Raw genomic sequence first — 17,346 nt, forward strand, 5'->3', positions numbered from 1 at the left:
CCCCAGCAGGAGGTCGGCGCGACCTACCGTGAGATCCCCATCGGGGAGATCACCCCCAACCCGCACCAGCCGCGCTCGGTCTTCGACGAGGAGGCGCTGGGCGAGCTCGTCCACTCCATCCGCGAGTTCGGGCTCATGCAGCCGATCGTCGTCCGCGCCATCGACGAGGGCTACGAACTCGTCATGGGCGAGCGTCGCTGGCGGGCCGCCGGGCGGGCCGGACTCACCCGCATCCCCGCCATCGTCCGCAGCACCGACGACGGCGACATGCTGCGCGACGCCCTCCTGGAGAACATCCACCGCGTCCAGCTCAACCCGCTGGAGGAGGCGGCCGCCTACCAGCAGCTCCTCGAGGAGTTCGACGTCACCCAGTCGGAGCTGGCGGACCGCCTGGGCCGTTCCCGTCCGGTGATCACCAACACCATCCGCCTGCTGGCCCTGCCGGTGCCGGTGCAGCGCCGGGTCGCCGCCGGGGTGCTGTCCGCCGGCCACGCCCGCGCGCTGCTGGGCCTCAAGGTGGACGGCATGGAGCAGCTGGCGGACCGGGTCGTCGCCGAGGGACTGTCCGTTCGTGCCACCGAGGAAGCCGTGACGCTGCTCAACCGCGGTGACGACGAGCCCGAGCGGAAGAAGAAGACGCCGGTTGCGCAACCCGAGATGTTCAGCAGCGCCGCCTCCCGCCTCGGGGACACCTGGGACACCAAGGTCACCGTCACCATGGGCCGCGGCAAGGGCCGCATGGTCGTCGAGTTCGGCGACCAGGAGGACTTCGAGCGCATCCTCGGTCTCATCGAGGGTCGCTGAGCGGTGTACGCGCGCCTCATCCCGTTGAGCCAGGAGACGGTGGGTCGCATTCATCCGCAGGCGGCCCGCTCCATCTTCTGGGAACTCGATGCGGAGACGGCCTCCCACGTCCACGATTCCGGTGACCCCTCCTTCGAGAAGGAGGCCTGGCTGACCACCACACTCCTCGACTACGGCTGCTGCGGGCTCTCCCTCGAGCGCAGCACCGCGGTGCGGGCCGTCGCCACGGTCCTGTGGTGTTCCCGCGACGCCGCCCCCGGGTGCGCGCAGCTGCCCACCGGCCCGGTCTCCGCGGATGCGGAGGTGCTCACATCGCTGTTCATCGACCCCGGTTTCGCGGGGGTGGGCCTGGAGGCGGTGCTTATCGACGCCGCCATCATGCAGCTCGTCGACGCCGAGGTCCCGGCCGTCGAGGCCTTCGGGTGGCGCCAGGACTTCTTCTCGCGGGCCGATGTCGACGAGCTCCTCGAGGGCCCCGTCGGCGCGGTCCTGCGCTCAGCTTCGGAGGTGGGCCTCATGTCCGTGGCGGTGCTGGAGTCCGCCGGCTTCCAGGTGGTGGCGGACCATCCGGTGCTGCCGCGTCTGCGGCTGGAACTGCCCCCGCAGCACGGCCTGCTGTCCGTGGCCGCCGTGGAGGAGCTGCTGGACCGGGCGCGGGTCTAACCCTGTTCCGCGCGCAGCAGCTCGGCGAAGTTGAAGGTGCCCGTCGGGGTGTCGTCGCGGTCGAGGAGGTAGAGGCGTTTGACGGCGACGACCACCGCCTCGGCGATGGCGTCCCGGATCGCGGGGTCGGTCAGCCGCGCGACATCCTCCGGGTTCGAGAGGTAGCCGGCGACGAGTTCGACGGTCGGCGCCTGCGTGAACCGCAGAATCTCCCACGTCCGTGCGTGGGTGCCGCAGTTCTGGAACTGGGTGCGTGCACAGATCTCCCGCTGGATGAACCCGGAGAGGGTCTCACCGGTCAGGGAGCTGTTGCCGGTGTCGGAACCGAAGTAGAAGGTGGCCACGCCGTGGGCCTTCTCGTTCGGGTAATGGTCGCACTGGAGGGAGAGGACGAGGTCGGCGCCGAAGGCGTTGGCGATCTCCGCCCGTGAGGTGTGGGAGGGATCGTCCATGCGGGGGCGCGACATGATCGTCTCCATGCCCGCCGAGATCATCCGGCCCTTGATACGGGAGGCGAGGTCCCAGATGATCTCCTCCTCGGAGATCATCCCGTGCCGCCCCGACACCGTGGTGCCCTTGTTGGCCCCACCGAGGGCAGGATCGATGACGACCCGCTTTCCGGCGAGCATGGGGCCGGCGTTGCGCACCTGCTCCCGTTCCCGGATCGCGTGGGGGCTGCCGCCGGTGATGCGACGGCCGAGCAGCTTGAGGGCCGCCAGGGTCTCGGGGCCACAGATACCGTCGTCCTGCAGGCCGGAGTTGAGCTGGAAATTCGCCAGTGCCTCGTGGGTCCGGCGATCGAAGTGACCGTCCATGCGGTGGGAGTAGAAGCCCAGTTGCTGCAGCTGTTCCTGCAGGCTGGCGACATCATCGCCGACCAGCTCGTTGTTGGGTTGGTAGGACAGGACGCGGGATCCGAGCTTGTAGGAGGCGTGCCGGAGCTCGCGCAGGGTCATCTCGTCGATGTCGCCGGAGGGCACGATGCCGCGGGACTGCTGGAAGGCCTTGAGGACGTCCGACAGGGCGACGTCGAAAAGCTTGTCCTTCTCCGCGTACTTGTCGGACAGCTCCCCCTCATAACCGGAGAGGAGCCCCAGCCGGGCGAGAGTGGAGCGCGCCTCCGCTACGCGTGGACTACGATCCCCCACACGAAAAGTGTTCGTCACGGCACTCCTCCCAGGGTCAGATGCCACAGATCTTATCCCAGCCGTCAGGAGGCGGCCGGTGCTGCTTGTAGGTGCTTAAGAGTACCAGTTACATCAGCGGTTCCAGTTTCGCCATGATGTGGGAGCGCGGCCGGACGCCGATGAACTCGTCGACCTTCTCGCCGTCCTTGAAGAACAGGACGGCCGGGATGGACATGATCTGGAACATGGCGCCGAGGGTGCGCTCCTCATCCACGTTGACCTTGGCGATCGTGACCGAATCGCCGAGCTCCTCGGAGAGTTCGTCGAGCACAGGGCTGAGCTTCTTGCAGGGCCCGCACCACTCGGCCCAGAAGTCGACGATGACGGGCTTGTCCGCCTCGACGACGACCTCGCGGAAATTGGACTGCGTGACCTCGATGACGTTGCTCATGTGATTCTCCTTACAGAGGGCTTAGAAGAGGGGCTACAGCGCGGACAGGAAATGCTCGGCGTCGATGGCGGCCCGGCAGCCGGAGCCGGCGGCGGTCACGGCCTGCTGGTAGTGGTCGTCCACCAGGTCACCGCAGGCGAACACACCCGGAACGGAGGTGGCGGTCGACGGTTCGGAGACCTTGACGTACCCACCTGCCTTGAGCTCCACCTGGCCGGCGAGGAACTCGGAACGCGGATCGTGGCCGATGGCGACGAACATGGCGGCGACCGGCAGCTCGCTCAGCTCACCGGAGATGGTGTCGCGGAGCATGATGCCACCGACCTTGTTGTCCTTCTCGATGACGTGGTCGACGACCTTGTTGGTGGACCACTCGATCTTCTCGTTGGCCTTCGCACGCTCATACATGATCGCGGAGGCGCGGAACTCCTCGCGACGGTGCACCACGGTGACCTTGTCGGCGAACTTGGTCAGGAAGGTCGCCTCCTCCATCGCGGAGTCACCACCACCGATGACGGCGATCTCCTGGCCCTTGAAGAAGAAGCCGTCGCAGGTGGCGCAGGAGGACACACCGCGTCCCATGAGCTCATCCTCGCCCGGGACACCGAGCAGACGCGGGGCGGCGCCGGTCGCCAGGATCACGGTGCGGGCCTCGTGCACCTCGTCACCGACGTGGATCCGCTTGACCGGGCCCTCCAGCTCGACGGAGTCGACGAGTTCCATGCGCATGTCGGTGCCGAATCGCTCGGCCTGGCTGCGCATCTCCATCATCAGATCCGGGCCCATGATGCCGTCCTTGAAGCCCGGGAAGTTCTCCACCTCGGTGGTGTTCATCAGCGATCCGCCGTACTCGTAGCCCTCGAACATGATGGGCTTGAGCTCGGCGCGGGCGGCGTAGATGGCCGCGGTGTAACCGGCGGGGCCGGAGCCGATGATGGCGACGTCGTGAATCATGAATTCTCCTGATCGGGTGAATGTACGCAGCCAAGTCTAGGCGCTGTCACCGAATCTCAACGGCCGGGCAGCACCGAACATTCCCCGAGCTCCGCACGCAGGGCCTCCCGCGCGCGGTTGCGGCGCGACTTGATCGTGCCGGGCCGCACGCCCTCCTGCCGGGCGACGTGCCCGATCGTGTACCCCTCGATGTCGATGAGCCACAGCGCCCGCCGTTGATCCGGGTGCAGTCGTTCCAGGGATTCACGCAGGTGCAGCAGGTCCTCGGATCGGCCGATGGGATCAGCGGCCAGCAGTGGGTTGACGTCGTGCGGCAGGGTGCCGTCATCCAGAATCGGGGTCTCCACCTGAACGCGGTGGTTCTGGAAGTCCCAGCCGGAGTTCATGACCAGGCGGTGCAGCCAGGTGCTCAGCGAGGACTCCCGACGCCAGGTGTGCAGACTGTAGCTGGCGCGGAACAGGGCCTCCTGCAGGATGTCGTGGGCATCATCCTCGTTGCGGCCGTAACGGCGCGCCACCCACAGCAACCGCGCGCGGTGGCGTTCGACGATGGCGCTGAACGCGGTGAGGTCCCCCTCGATGTATGCGGCCACGAGGCCGCCGTCGGTGCGTGTCACTTATCCCCCCGGAAGTCGCTGACACCACCATCACACCCCAGGACGACCCCCACCGCCCGCTGAACCTGCCCACCACAGTGGGCATCAGCGCACGCCCACCACCTGCACCTCGGCGACCTCGACGGCCTCCGGGAACCACAGCAGCACGCCGCCGGCGGTCATCGGGCGATCCAGCGTCATCGTCGTGCGGCCGTCGCGCATGTCAGCGGAGCCGAGCAGCGGCAGACCCTCCGGGGTGGCGGCCTCCTGCCCCGCGCGAAGGCCGTAGACCTCCACCGGGCCGCCCCCGGAGCGGAGGAGGACATTCTGCAGTTCCACCGCGTCGTCGAGAAGCAGGGTCACCCCACCCTCCCCGGACCACACGGTCCCGGTGTCGCCGTCGGCGATCTCCGGTGCTGAGGCGGTGGCCTCGAGCACGCGCGGCAGCGGCCGCGGGGTCGTCTCGGTGGCGGATCCCTGGATGGACTCCGAACTGACCGGTGCCTCGCCGCCGTCCCCACCGACGACACTGACCAGGTAGGTGGTCAGTGCCGCCACGAGCACGACCGCCCCGATGGACAGGGCGCCGATGAGAGCCACCGAACCGGCGGAGTAGGACTTGTCACCGAAGCCGGGGCGGGCGTCGGGAAGCGGGCCCAGCTCCTCCTCCTCGACGACCAGGGGCTCGTCGACCTCAGCCTGCGTCGCGGGCAGATCCTCGCGTTCCACCCCGAGGAGGGAGAGCATGGAGGTGATGGAGGTGTGGTCGCGTTCGGCGGTGGCGTCGGGAAGCACGGCGGGGAAGGCGAGGGTGGCCACGCCGTCGACGGAGATGCGGATGCGGGCGTGGTTGTCCAGGCCCAGCGGGAGATCGCGGCCGGCCGCATCCACCAACGGGACCAGCGCCGCGGCGACGGCCTGCGGATCCAGATCCCCACCATCGGCCACGGTCCGCAGCGGGGAACCCGGCACCCAGTCGGCGACGATGAGACAACCGTTGCGGTAGCCGAGCACCTCGAGGTTCCCGGCCACGCCGGGGACGTCGGTGAGTCGGCGGGTACGACGGGCCACCTCGGCGGCGGCCCCGGCGGCGGCGGCCGGTGTGGCCGGCGCCAGTGGGGCGTTACCGGAGGTGTCCACGAAGGTGAGGGCGACCTCGCGGCCACTCGCCAGTTCCTTGGCGTGCCAGAAGCGGGCGCCGGGCACCGAGCCGTGGTCGGCCAGCAGGCGGAAGCGGCCGTCGGACACCGGCGCACCCGGCACCAGACGGGGGCCACGTACCACGCCGGCCGACATGGGGGCCGGCGGCAGGGAGGCGGCGAAGGGGTCGAGTGCGGTGAGGTGTGCGGAGACCTCCTGCGGGTTGCTCTCCCCCACCTCGATCGCCCGGGACGTGTCGGGGCGCACGAAGCGGGACATCCCGGGGATGCGGGCGAAGGCCCGACCCAGGTTCTGCACCTCGGGCAGGCCGGAGAAACTCAGGGCGATGCCGGTGGCGACGAGGAACACCACGCCGGAGACGGCCACCCTGATGAGCACCCCGAAAGAGCCCAGCCCGCCGAAGGAGGGCAGGATCCAGTCGATCAGCAGCGCCACCGCCACACCGATGAGCGAGGCTGCGAATGCCCACGTGGAGGTGCGGATCTGTGAACGGGTGCCCAGATGGCCGAGCTTGCGGCGCAGCAGCAGGGCACCGATGACGGCGCCGGCGATGAAACCGAAACCGTTGGCCGCACCGAGGAGGATGACCACCCGGGACGGGGAGCTGGCGACTGTGGGGGCCAGCAGCGAGAGCACGATCTTCGTGGCCGTGATGCCGATGATGATGTACGTGGGCGTCCACGCCTCCTCCCGGGCGTAGAACACACGCAGGTGCAGCAGCACCAGGGCGTAGGGCAGCAGCGTGAACGCGGAGAAGGACAGGGTGAGGCCGAGGAGGATGCCGGACTCGGTGTCGAAGTTGCGGTACGCGAACAGGGCCACGCCGATGTCCGGCCCGAAGGCGGTGAAGAACACCACGATGGGGATGAGCGCGATGAAGGTCAGCTTCGTCGCCAGGTTGAGGTCGGCGACCACGGCGCGGTCATCGCCGTCGGCGGCGTTGCGCGACAGTCGCGGCATGATGGCGGTGAGCAGGGTGACGCCGATGATGCCGTAGGGCACCTGCAGCAGCAGCCAGTGCTGCTGGTAGATGAGGGGGGCGGCGGCGTCGGCAAGCGAGGCGATGCGGGTGGTGATGACATAGCCCAGCTGCGAGACGGCCACATACGCGACGATCGCCACGGCCATGCCGCCGAACTGCTTGAGGCGGTCGTCGATGCCCCACAGGGGGCGCAGGTCCACGCCGGCCCGGCGCAGGTACGGCACCATGATGGCGGCCTGCACGATGACACCGAGGGTGGTGCCCAGGCCCAGCAGCATGACGTGCGGATCCATGACCCCGGACGGTGCGGTCTCCCCCAGTTCCCCCGGCAGCAGCATGTACAGCAGGAGCACCGTGATGGAGACGACGTTGTTCGCCACCGGCGCCCAGGCCCCCGGTTTGAAGATCCCCCGGGTGTTGAGCACCGCCATGAACAGGGCGAAGATGCCGTAGAAGAAGATCTGCGGCAGCAGCAGGTAGGCGAAGGACGTCGACTGGATGACGTTGACCTCGCCGTCCGCGTCGAGCATGAGGCGGGTGAGGAAGGGCGCTCCCACCAGTGACAGCGCCGTGACCACCAGCAGCAGTGACGCGGAGAGGGTGAACAGGCGCCGGAAGAAGGCGGTGCCGCGGTCGGCGTCCTCCTTCTCGGCGCGCACCAGCACCGGAACCACCAGCGAGGTGAGCACCGCACCGAGGACGATCTCGGTGATGAGGTTCGGCAGGGTGTTCGCCGTGTTGAACGCCGACCCCACCGCGCCGCCGAGTGTGACGGCGATGAGCAGGTTGCGGAGGAAACCGGTGATGCGGGAGATGAGCGTGGCAATGGCCATGGAGCCACCCGCCCGCACCACATCGGCGTCGGAGGCCACCTCGGAGATGGCGGGTTCCGGGGCCCGCAGGCGGGACCGGTCCGTCTCGGGGGCGGGCGGGGCCGCCCGCTGCTCCGGCACGGGGGCCGGGGGTGCAGCAGCGACGAAACGGGAGCGCAGATTATCGGGCATGTTCTTTCCAGGCTAAGGGCGCCGGCGTCGACGCCTGTGGCGACCGACGCGGAACAACAGCGCCAGAGACAGCCCCACCACCACGAGCAGGGCGATTCCGTAGGTGCCGACAATACCGGCCCTTGTCTGCACTGTAATCTCCACCGGCGTGGAGATCGGCGAACCGTCCCGGGTGGCCAGCCACAGGCGCAGGTGTGACTGCTCCTCGTCCCCGGGCAGTTCGGCGGTGAGCTGCACCGTGATCGAGCCGTTGGCCGGGATGTGCACCGGGCCGTTCGTGGACAACCGCGCCCCCTCCGGGCCCGTGTACGCCAGCTCGGCGTCCACGGGCAGCGGCAGGCCGTTTCCGGCGACGATGAGCAGCGGGGAGCTTTCCGACGCCCGCGTGTACACGTTCCCCGGCGGGAACAGCGCCACGGAGCCGCGCAGCTCCTGCAGGGTCTGCCGGTTGCCGTGGAGTCGGTCGCTGGTGGCCTCGATCGCCTCGGGGTTGGTGGCCAGAGAGCTTCTCGACGTCCCGCTCAACGCCATGAGAACATCGCGCCGCAGCGGCAGCGTGAAGCCGTAGCGGGTGAGGTTGATGACGGGATCGTTGACCATCATGCGCGTGAGGTCGTCGGTGTAGCGGGTCTGCTGGGCGGCGCGCAGCACCTCCGTGTCGCTCACCGCGGCCGGATCCGTCCACGGGCTGCCGAAACGGGTGACGCCGACGGCCGGGGGGCCCACCGGGTCGAGTAGCGGCGCGTTCACCGCCTCGGAGAGGGGGACGGGGTGGGCGGCGCGGGCGTCGTAAAGCTCGGTGACGGTGGTGACGAGCGTGCGGGCGGTGGCGGGGTCGAGCAGCGGGGACGGCACCGCGAGGACCGGCTCGGGCGACTGCGCCCACTCGGCGGGCAGGGTCTGCTCCCCGACGGCCAGGCGCAGGGCCGATCCCGCGGTGATCGCGCGGGAGGCCACGGAGTCGAGGCGGTAGTCCAGCCGCCAGTCCGGGTGGGAGTAGCCGGTGGTGCGGGGGGCGGGACCGGTGGCGGCGAGCAGCGAACCCAGTGGAGCGGAGAACGTCCGCGCGGTGACCCCGGGGGCCAGATGGGCGTGCGCACCCTGGCGCGGCACCCCCCAGACGGAATTGTCCGCGACGAGGACACGGACCGGTTGCTGCGGCAGGGGTGCGCCGGAGCGGTCAGGGATGGCGGTGGCCTCCAGGGCGCTGTCGCCCTCCCCGGTCACCTGCGGCTGCAGCTGGGCCACGGACTGCTCCCACGCCTGGGTGACCGGCACGGACTGGTCCGCCCAGGCGAGCGACGGGGCGGTCTGCTCGGTGATGTACCCCGAGGGCGGGATCACCACGTTGGGGACGGGTTCCACCCCCAGTTCCTCCCGCAGGACCGTGGTGCCGCGCTGGGTGGCCTCCCGGAACAGCCACTCATCCTCGGTCCGCGCCACGGCATCCAGGTCGGCGTTGGCCCAGGGCAGAGCGACGACGCAGCCCGCCTGGCTGAGCTGGTTCAACCACGAGGCGGCATCGTCGGCGCCGGTTCCGGGCTCAGCGGATTCCGCATCCTCGTCGGTGAACCAGCTGTCGCGCAGGCGTTGCTTCGTGCTGATCAGCGACGGGCGTGTCGCCGCCACCGTGTATCCCCGGGACATCCGCGACACCGTGTCCACCAGCGCCGGATCGACGGCCAGGCAGGTGCCGCGCTCCTCGGTGGCGTAGACGTCGAGAAGTTCACTGAGCCGGCCCCCCGGGGCGATCTGCCCGGCCAGGTACTCCGAACCCAGGATGAGAGGCGCCTGTTCGGGGGCCTCCCCCGTTTCGCCGGGGACGATGTCGAGGGGGGCGGTCACGGGCAGAAGGACGGTCAGGCCCGGGGTCTGCTGCTCCTGCTCGGCGTCCCCCACCACGGTGACCAGCATTCTCTCGGTGTTCTCCCCCGCCGAGAACAGCAGCGGGAACGTACCCGCGGGCAGGAACTCCGGTGGCAGATCCAGCGTCACCTCGTGGCGCTCCCCCGCCGCGACCTCGATGTCCAGGCTCGGACCCGCCCACGGGTAGGAGTCCGCGCCGAGGGCCAGGGCGCGGCGCGCACCCGCCACATCCCACAGCGCACCACCGCGCCGGGCCTGCAGGGTGAGGGCGGTGGCCTCCTCCCCGGAGTTGGAGACGGTGAGTCGGACACGCATCCCCTCCCCTTCCCGCACGGAATCGGGGGCATGGGTGACGTCGACGTTGATGTCACCGCTCTCGGAGCCGCGGGCCAGGGAATTGACCCACTGCTCGGCGATCTCCGGATCGTAGGGGGTGGGGGCGGCGAAGGCGGGCGTCGAGAAGCAGGCGAGCACGAGCCCGGCCGCCACGGCGCGCCTCACCGCGGAGTCGCCCTTCCCGCGGCCTTCTCCTCCCGCGCCAGGTCCGGCAGCAGATCATGCGCTGTGCGGGCCAGCTTGCGCTCATCTGCGTAGGCGAGGTGCTCGATGAGCTCCGAGACGGGGATCCAGGCGACCTCGGTGACCTCCGGATCGTCGTCGTTGAGGTCTCCGTCGACGAAACGGAGGAGGTGGTGGTGCACGGTCTTGTGGATGCGCACGCCCTCGGAGACGAACCAGTAGTCGATCACCCCGAGGTCCGCGAAGGTCTCACCGTAAACCCCGGTCTCCTCCCACACCTCGCGTTCGGCGGTGGAGCGACGGTCCTCCCCCGGCTCGACATGCCCCTTGGGCATGGACCACAGCAGGCGGCCGCGGCGGTCGAGTCGACCGATCAGCGCGACATAGATACGGGAGAGGTCGACCTCGCCGCTGTCCGCGACCGCCTCCGCGAGGCCGGACACGACCAGACCGCCCGCGGACGTCTCGTCGCGGGTGGCCATGCGGTTGGACTGCGGGCGGTGCTGCTTCTGATTGCGCTGCGGATTGCGGCGGCGGCGCTTCTTCGGCTCCTGCTTCTCCCCCGCCGGTTGCTGCTGCGCCTGATTTCCGGAACCACGACGACGCGAACGGCGACGACGCCGACGCTTGGGGCCCTGGGAATCATTCTCAGTCATCCCCTAGATCGTATCCCATGCGATGATCGGTAGACTCGCTGGTTGTGAACGCGGACGACTCCCTGACCCCCCTGGCCCTGCTCGCCCGGGCCGAGCGCACCATCGCCGGCCTGCCCATCGGCGACCTCGTCGCGGAGTTCCAGGACCGCGGGCTGCCCCTCTACCTGGTGGGCGGGTCCGTCCGGGACGCCATCCTCGGCCGCCTGGGCAATGACCTCGACTTCACCACGCCGGCCCGTCCCGATGTCATCGCCGCGATCCTCGACGGCTGGGCGGGCACCGTGTGGGACACGGGTATCGAATTCGGTACGGTCTCCGCCGCCCACCGCGGCCAGCAGGTCGAGATCACCACCTTCCGCTCCGACACCTATGACGGCATCTCCCGCAATCCTGAGGTGATGTTCGGCGACACGCTCGAAGGCGATCTCATCAGGCGGGATTTCAAGGTCAACGCCATGGCCGTGGAACTGCTTATCGACGACGCCGGTGACCTCGCCGCCCGCTTCCACGATCCCGTCGGCGGGCTGGATGATCTCGCGGCCCGACGCCTGGATACCCCGGACGCGCCGGAGATCTCCTTTCATGATGATCCGCTGCGGATGCTGCGCGCCGCCCGTTTCGTCTCGCAGCTCGGATTCGGCGTGGCCGACCGCGTCAAGTCCGCGATGTCGGACATGGCCTCCGAAATCTCGCGGATCACTGTGGAGCGCATCCAGGTGGAGTTGGACAAACTCATGCTCGGCGACGCCCCCTGGACCGGTGTCAATCTGCTGGTCACCACAGGCATCGCCGGTTACGTGTTCCCCGAGATCCCGGCCATGCGGGACATGGCGGACGAGCACAACCAGCACAAGGACGTCTACGCGCACTCCATGCAGGTGCTGCGGCAGGCGATCGACCAGGAGGAGGACGGCCCCGACCTGGTGCTGCGGTGGGCGGCGCTGCTCCACGACTCCGGCAAGCCCGACACCCGCGCCTGGAACGAGGACGGCCGTGTCACCTTCCACCACCACGAGGTCGTCGGTGCGAAGAAGATACGGAAGCGCATGCGCTCGCTGAAGTACTCCAAGCAGATGGTCGGCGACGTCTCCCAGCTCATCTACCTGCACATGCGCTTCTACGGCTTCGGTGAGGGCCAGTGGACGGATTCGGCGGTGCGCCGCTACGTCACCGACGCCGGTGAGCTGCTCCCCCGCCTGCACAAGCTGGTGCGTGCGGATTCCACCACCCGCAACCAGCGCAAAGCCGCCCGCCTGCAGCGCACCTACGATCACCTCGAGGAGCGCATCGCCGACATCGCCGCCCGCGAGGATCTCGCACGCGTGCGTCCCGACCTCGACGGTAATGAGATCATGCAGATCCTCGACCTGCCTCCGGGCCCGGAGGTGGGCCGCGCCTGGGCATTCCTCAAGGAGCTGCGTCTGGAACGCGGCCCCCTCGAGCGTGACGCTGCAATTGCAGAACTGCGTGCGTGGTGGGAAGCTGAACAGTCACAGGGCACGAGCTAACAGAGAGGTAGTCGCCATGTCAGACTTCTACGCCGACCGTCTCTTCAACGCCCTCGAGCGCAATGAGCCGGAGCCCGGGATGCTGCTCGTCGCCGCCCCGGGAATGCTCTCCGACGAGTTCAACCGCTCCGTGGTGCTCATCATCGAGCACAACGAGCACCTCACCTTCGGGGTCAACCTGGCCTCCCGCAGTGACCTGGCGGTGTTCAACGTCATGCCGGACTGGCTGCCGGCCGTCGCCAAGCCGCAGGCGCTCTACATCGGTGGCCCGCTCAATCAGCAGTCCGTCGTGGGTCTCGCCATGACCAAGGCCGGGGTGGATATGGAGGAGGCCCCGCAACTCAACCGCCTGGCCAACCGCCTGGCGCACGTGGATCTGCGTGCGGAGCCGGGTGACATCGCCGACCTTGTCGAGGGCATGCGCCTGTTCGCCGGGTACGCCGAATGGGCCCCCGGTCAGTTGGAGGATGAGATTGAGCGCGGGGACTGGTTCCTCACCCCGGCGCTGCCGACCGATGTCATCGTCCCGGGCCGCACCGACCTGTGGGGGGATGTCATGCGCCGACAGCAGGCCCCGCTGCCGCTGTTCTCCACCTTCCCCGCGGACCTGGCGGACAACTGATGGAAGAAGTGCGGGCCGGTGTCCGTGACTCCTGGGCGGTGGCGCTCGGACTCATTCCACTGGGCCTGGCGTTCGGCCTGCTCATGTCACAGGGCGGATTCAGCTGGTGGTGGACCCCCATCTTCTCCATCGCCATCTATGCGGGATCCATGGAATTTCTGGCCATGAACCTGGTCATCACGGGGGTGGGCCCGGTGTCCGCGGCGATCACCGCGTTGATGGTCAACTTCCGGCACGTCTTCTACGGCCTGACGTTTCCGCGCGACCTCGTGCGTTCCGGTGTCGGACGGGCGTACTCCACTTATGCGCTGACGGACGAGTCCTATGCCATCGCCGCCGCCCGGCCCCCGTCCAGCGGGACCCGGGCACTCACCATCCAGGCGTTCTGTCAGTTGATGTGGGTGCTGCCGGGGATTGTCGGCGCCGTGGTCGGCGAGGTCATTCCCTCCGATATCCAGGGCATGGAGTTCGCACTGGTGGCCCTGTTCGTGGTGCTGGCGTGGGAGACGTTCCGGAACAACCGGGATCTCTCGCTGCTCCTGCTCGCCGGTGGCCTGGCGCTACTGGTGGGGTTGGTGGCTCCGGGCCAGCTGTTGCTCATCGCGCTGAGCGCCTACTTCCTTCTCCTGCTGGCCCGCCACCTCTTCCCGACCTTCGACCGCTTTCTGGAATGGCGGGTGTGATGTACGGACTCCCCGACGGCGTGACCCTGCTGCAGGTGGCCGCCGTCCTGATCCCCATCGCGGTGATCACCGTCGGATTGCGCTGGCTGCCCTTCGCCTTCGTCGCGGCGCTCAAGGGCAACCAGTTCTTCGCCCTGCTCGGCCGGATGATGCCGGTCGGCGTGATGGTGGTGCTCGTGGTGTACACGCTCTTCGGCCAGCAGGGAGCCCCCGGCGGGGTACCGGCCGCGCTGGCCGGGGTCGCGGTCACCCTCGGGCTCCACGCCTGGAAGCGGGATTCCGGCCTGTCGATCCTCGGCGGGACGTCCGCCTACATGCTGCTGGTCAACGTCCTGCTCTAGGAGATCTCCGGGAAGGTGGCCACAGCCTCCGCCCACAGTCCCTCAAACTCCTCGCGGCTGAGCTCGGAATGGTTGATGTCGGGGAAGTCGGCGTAGGTGTCCGGATGCGGGACCACGGGGTTGGGAGCCTGGGCCAGGCCGGCCGAGGTGTCCTGCGTGGCGGCGCCGCGGATGGTCTCGGAGGGGTCGAGTTCGATGATGCGGATCATGGAGCAGGTCTGCTCGTCGAGTGGGGCGAGCTCCGCCACATGAATCACGGAACCCGCCCCCGGGATGGTCATCTCGATGCGTACGTGTAGTGGTTTCACGTGAAACATCGTAGGGGGCGGGCGTCGAAAAGCAATTATGACTCGAGGACCACGGGCGTGCGGGGCGGGGCCTGGCGCGCGTAACGGGCGGCCAGCCAGGAGCACATCATCAGCTGAACCTGGTGGAAGATCATCAGCGGAAGGATGAGCAGGCCGATGCTCGCACCGCCGAAGATGACCGAGGCCATCGGCAGGCCCGTGGCCAGTGACTTCTTCGTGCCGCAGAACTGGATCGCCTTCATGTCCTGGTCGTCGAAGCCCAGGCGCTGCGCGGCGAAACGGGTGAGCCACAGCATGGCCGCCACCAGGGCGATGGAGAAGACGATGAGGAAGATGATCTGCCCCACCGACACCTGCGACCAGACGCCGGCCACCATGCCCGCGGAGAACGCGGAGTACACGACCATGGTGATGGATCCGCGGTCGACGATCTTGGTTCCTTTGTTCGCCGCGATCCCCTTGACCCATGTCCGCAGTACCTGACCGAGCACGAAGGGCAGGAGCAGGAGGACGGCGATGTCGATGAACACCTGCGTGTCCACGTGGATGGTGCCTTCCGCGGACATGAGCAGCATGACCAGCAGAGGCGTGAGGAACACTCCCGCCAGGTTGGAGGCGCTGGCCGCGACGATGGCGCCAGCGTAGTTGCCCTTCGCGATGGAGGTGAACGCGACCGAGGACTGCACCGTGGAGGGCACCAGCGTCATGAAGAGGATACCCAGATACATACCCTCTCCGATGAGACCGCTCAGCGGCCGCAGCAGGACTCCGATGACGGGGAACACCAGGAACGTGAACGCCAGGATGAGCAGGTGCAGCCGCCAGTGCAGCAGACCCTTCACCGCCTCCTGCGTCGACAGGCGGGCGCCGTAGAGGAAGAAGAGCAGCGCGATGGCGATGTTGGTCGCCGTGGCGAACCACTCGGCGAAGTCACCCCGGGCAGGCACGATGATCGCCACCACCACCGCGGCGATGATAAGCAGGATGAGCGGATCAGTCCGCTTGAGAAGGGACAGCATGCCCTGGAGTTTACGATAGGTGCCATGAACCCACTCTTCACACCTGTCCGGCTCCGGGATCTCGAGGTGCGCAACCGCATCTGGCTCCCCCCGATGTGTCAGTACCACGCCACCGACGGCATGCCGGAGGACTGGCACCTCGTGCACTACGGCGCGCGGGCTGCCGGTGGCTTCGGGCTCATCATCGCCGAGGCGAGCGGAGTCGTGCCCGAGGGCCGCATCTCCCCCGCATGCACCGGTCTGTGGAACGACGAACAGGCGGCCGCCTGGGCGCGCATCGTCTCTTTCGTCCATGCGCAGGGCGCGGCGATGGCAATCCAACTCAACCACGCTGGCCGCAAGGCCTCCACCGCGCCGTGGCTGCCGGGTGCGCAGCAGGGAACGCTGATCGACGACGGCTGGCCCACCGTCGCCCCCTCCCCCGTGCCGCAGGAGGGACTCGACGTGCCCCGGGCGATGAGTGAGGCGGAGATCGAGGCACTTCCCGGTCTCTTCGCGGCGGCGGCTATTCGGGCGGTGCGCGCGGGTTTCGACACCGTCGAGATCCACGGCGCGCACGGCTACCTGCTGCACCAGTTCCTCACTCCCCTGGCCAATCACCGCACCGATGACTGGGGAGGCAGCTTCGATAACCGCACCCGCCTGCTCCGCGCGGTCGTGCGCTCCGTGCGCCAGGTCCTGCCGGAGGGCATGCCACTGCTGGTTCGCCTCTCCGCCACGGACTGGATCGAGGGCGCCTGGGATCTGGAGCAGTCGGTGCGTCTGGTCTCGTTGCTTATCGACGACGGCGTCGACCTCATCGACGTCTCCACCGGAGGGGCAGCACAGGCGGTCATCCCCGTCGGCCCTGGCTACCAGGTCGAGTTCGCGGAGGAGATCAAACGGCGGACCGGCATGCCGACCGCTGCCGTCGGGATGATCACCGAACCCGAGCAGGCGGCGTCGATCCTCGAGCAGGGTCGTGCGGATGCCGTACTCATCGGGCGCGCCGGTCTGCGGGACGCGTCCTGGCCGCTACGTGCGGCCCAGGAGAATGAAATCCCCTACCCCGACTCCTACTGGCGGGCTACCCCGAGACGCTGAGAGTGTCGCCGTCCCGCTCCACCGTCGCTGGTGTGAGCGGATCACGGGCGACACCGGAGACCACCGATCCGTCCGCGATGTTGAAGACGGAGTCGTGGTGGGTACACCGCACGGTGTCTCCCTCGACCTCGGTGATGGGGTTGCGCTGGTGCGGGCAGGTCTGCGAGTATGCGACGTAGGAGCCCTCGGTCGGCTGGGCGATGATGAAACCGTCGTAGATGGTGGCACTACCGACGGGAACGTCCGCCGCAGCGATCTCGACGGAAGGTTCGCTGCCACACGCAGCCAGGAAGGCGCCGGCGAAAGTGGTGGCGGTGCCGAGCAGGAACATGCGACGGTTGCAGGAGAATTCAGGCATACATTCAGTATGCCAAAAATTGGGGGGATCCATCATTGCTTTGGTTAAGTGTCGGGCAACGTCACAGTGGAAGTGACGTAACTGTCACGCCGGGAAATGCGGGTTAATTACGTCACTGTGCTTTTAATGTGTCGGCGAACTCTGCCAGGGTGGCTCGCCAGAAAGACTTCATCTTCTCCCGGTCGTCCATCGACGGCAGCTTGTCGTGTTTGACGCTCAGTCGCGTCTTTCCCTTGACGTCCGAGCAGTCGATGGCGATCTCCGAACCGTCCTCCAGGGAGGCCCGCCAGTAGCGCCATTTCTCGGTGGCGGAGATACGCGGTTCGTCGATAAGCTCTTTGTCCTCCATGAAGGACACGAACGCCTCGAAGACCTCCGTCCACTCCCCCGGAACGGTCTTGCTGGCGCCCGCGTTGACGGATCCGCTCACCGTCTGACCCACCTGACGCCGGCCGATGATGCGCTCGATCTCGACTGCGATTCCCTGCGCCCACCAGTCGGAGGCACCACCGCGGGAGGCGAGTGCCGCGAGCTCCTGATGGGAGAGCTCCTGTGGGTCCCCGTGGTCCTTCACGTACTCCATCCAGGCGTCGATGCTGCGGCCGGTGCCCTTCTCGAATTTGTCGCTCATGGTCCCGAGA

General features: G+C 68.2%; 17 protein-coding genes and 1 pseudogene. 7 read left to right on the forward strand and 11 right to left on the reverse strand.

The features are described from left to right. Positions 1-804 (forward strand): ParB/RepB/Spo0J family partition protein (locus Q4F73_RS02115; RefSeq protein WP_303357696.1); only part of this gene is annotated, 804 nt, incomplete at its 5' end. Between the two features lie 3 nt (positions 805-807). Next, on the forward strand, positions 808-1,467 hold the full coding sequence (locus Q4F73_RS02120) for a hypothetical protein (protein WP_303357697.1): 660 nt from the start codon (positions 808-810) through the stop codon (positions 1,465-1,467). Here the strand turns inward: Q4F73_RS02120 and Q4F73_RS02125 are convergent. The 7 genes and pseudogenes from Q4F73_RS02125 to Q4F73_RS02155 form a co-directional block, all read right to left on the reverse strand. Continuing rightward, positions 1,464-2,633 (reverse strand): N-acetylmuramoyl-L-alanine amidase, encoded by a 1,170-nt coding sequence (locus Q4F73_RS02125; protein WP_303357698.1) that lies wholly within the window; start codon positions 2,631-2,633, stop codon positions 1,464-1,466. The genes Q4F73_RS02120 and Q4F73_RS02125 overlap by 4 nt on opposite strands. An 88-nt stretch (positions 2,634-2,721) precedes the next feature. After that, positions 2,722-3,045, reverse strand: a complete 324-nt coding sequence (trxA, locus tag Q4F73_RS02130; RefSeq protein ID WP_303357699.1) for a thioredoxin — start codon at positions 3,043-3,045, stop codon at positions 2,722-2,724. A gap of 33 nt (positions 3,046-3,078) precedes the next feature. Then, positions 3,079-3,999 (reverse strand): thioredoxin-disulfide reductase, encoded by a 921-nt coding sequence (trxB, locus tag Q4F73_RS02135; RefSeq protein WP_303357700.1) that lies wholly within the window; start codon positions 3,997-3,999, stop codon positions 3,079-3,081. A gap of 56 nt (positions 4,000-4,055) precedes the next feature. Then, the gene (locus Q4F73_RS02140) at positions 4,056-4,616 is read right to left on the reverse strand and encodes an RNA polymerase sigma factor (RefSeq protein ID WP_303357701.1); all 561 of its coding nucleotides are present in this window, start codon (positions 4,614-4,616) and stop codon (positions 4,056-4,058) included. 84 nt (positions 4,617-4,700) lie between these two features. Then, a complete protein-coding gene (locus Q4F73_RS02145) occupies positions 4,701-7,742 on the reverse strand; it encodes a murein biosynthesis integral membrane protein MurJ (protein WP_303357702.1) in 3,042 nt (1,013 codons plus the stop codon). A 12-nt stretch (positions 7,743-7,754) separates the two neighbouring features. Further along, positions 7,755-10,109: a hypothetical protein gene (locus tag Q4F73_RS02150; RefSeq protein WP_303357703.1), complete on the reverse strand. Its 2,355-nt coding sequence runs from the start codon at positions 10,107-10,109 to the stop codon at positions 7,755-7,757. Beyond that, positions 10,106-10,633 (reverse strand): annotated as a pseudogene (locus Q4F73_RS02155) (NUDIX hydrolase); the annotation flags it as partial. The gene Q4F73_RS02150 and the pseudogene Q4F73_RS02155, both read right to left, overlap by 4 nt. 194 nt (positions 10,634-10,827) lie before the next feature. Between Q4F73_RS02155 and Q4F73_RS02160 the strand changes: the two are divergent. Genes Q4F73_RS02160 through Q4F73_RS02175 form a run of 4 tightly spaced genes read left to right on the forward strand, consistent with a single transcriptional unit; the run spans position 10,828 to position 13,937 of the window. Continuing rightward, the gene (locus Q4F73_RS02160; RefSeq protein ID WP_303357704.1) at positions 10,828-12,291 is read left to right on the forward strand and encodes a CCA tRNA nucleotidyltransferase; all 1,464 of its coding nucleotides are present in this window, start codon (positions 10,828-10,830) and stop codon (positions 12,289-12,291) included. 16 nt (positions 12,292-12,307) lie between these two features. Continuing rightward, the gene (locus Q4F73_RS02165; RefSeq protein ID WP_303357705.1) at positions 12,308-12,913 is read left to right on the forward strand and encodes a YqgE/AlgH family protein; all 606 of its coding nucleotides are present in this window, start codon (positions 12,308-12,310) and stop codon (positions 12,911-12,913) included. Continuing rightward, the gene (locus Q4F73_RS02170) at positions 12,913-13,596 is read left to right on the forward strand and encodes an AzlC family ABC transporter permease (RefSeq protein WP_303357706.1); all 684 of its coding nucleotides are present in this window, start codon (positions 12,913-12,915) and stop codon (positions 13,594-13,596) included. The genes Q4F73_RS02165 and Q4F73_RS02170 overlap by 1 nt, the downstream gene beginning before the upstream one ends. Further along, positions 13,596-13,937, forward strand: coding sequence for a branched-chain amino acid transporter permease (locus tag Q4F73_RS02175; RefSeq protein ID WP_303357707.1), 342 nt, complete (start codon positions 13,596-13,598; stop codon positions 13,935-13,937). The genes Q4F73_RS02170 and Q4F73_RS02175 overlap by 1 nt, the downstream gene beginning before the upstream one ends. Here Q4F73_RS02175 and Q4F73_RS02180 read toward each other — a convergent pair. Continuing rightward, on the reverse strand, positions 13,934-14,254 hold the full coding sequence (locus Q4F73_RS02180; protein WP_303357708.1) for a hypothetical protein: 321 nt from the start codon (positions 14,252-14,254) through the stop codon (positions 13,934-13,936). The genes Q4F73_RS02175 and Q4F73_RS02180 overlap by 4 nt on opposite strands. A 26-nt stretch (positions 14,255-14,280) precedes the next feature. Beyond that, positions 14,281-15,264, reverse strand: coding sequence for a bile acid:sodium symporter family protein (locus Q4F73_RS02185; protein WP_303357709.1), 984 nt, complete (start codon positions 15,262-15,264; stop codon positions 14,281-14,283). A gap of 24 nt (positions 15,265-15,288) precedes the next feature. Here Q4F73_RS02185 and Q4F73_RS02190 point away from each other — a divergent pair, with 24 nt between their 5' ends. Continuing rightward, a complete protein-coding gene (locus tag Q4F73_RS02190) occupies positions 15,289-16,347 on the forward strand; it encodes an NADH:flavin oxidoreductase/NADH oxidase (RefSeq protein ID WP_303357710.1) in 1,059 nt (352 codons plus the stop codon). Here Q4F73_RS02190 and Q4F73_RS02195 read toward each other — a convergent pair. Together Q4F73_RS02195 and Q4F73_RS02200 are read right to left on the reverse strand one after the other, a co-directional pair. Further along, the gene (locus tag Q4F73_RS02195) at positions 16,331-16,678 is read right to left on the reverse strand and encodes a Rieske (2Fe-2S) protein (protein ID WP_303357724.1); all 348 of its coding nucleotides are present in this window, start codon (positions 16,676-16,678) and stop codon (positions 16,331-16,333) included. The genes Q4F73_RS02190 and Q4F73_RS02195 overlap by 17 nt on opposite strands. Positions 16,679-16,817: 139 nt before the next feature. After that, a complete protein-coding gene (locus Q4F73_RS02200) occupies positions 16,818-17,336 on the reverse strand; it encodes an SRPBCC domain-containing protein (protein ID WP_303357711.1) in 519 nt (172 codons plus the stop codon). Between the last annotated feature and the right edge of the window lie 10 nt (positions 17,337-17,346).

Origin of the sequence: Corynebacterium sp. (assembly GCF_030535495.1) — a bacterium.
In the GTDB taxonomy this organism is placed as follows: domain Bacteria; phylum Actinomycetota; class Actinomycetes; order Mycobacteriales; family Mycobacteriaceae; genus Corynebacterium.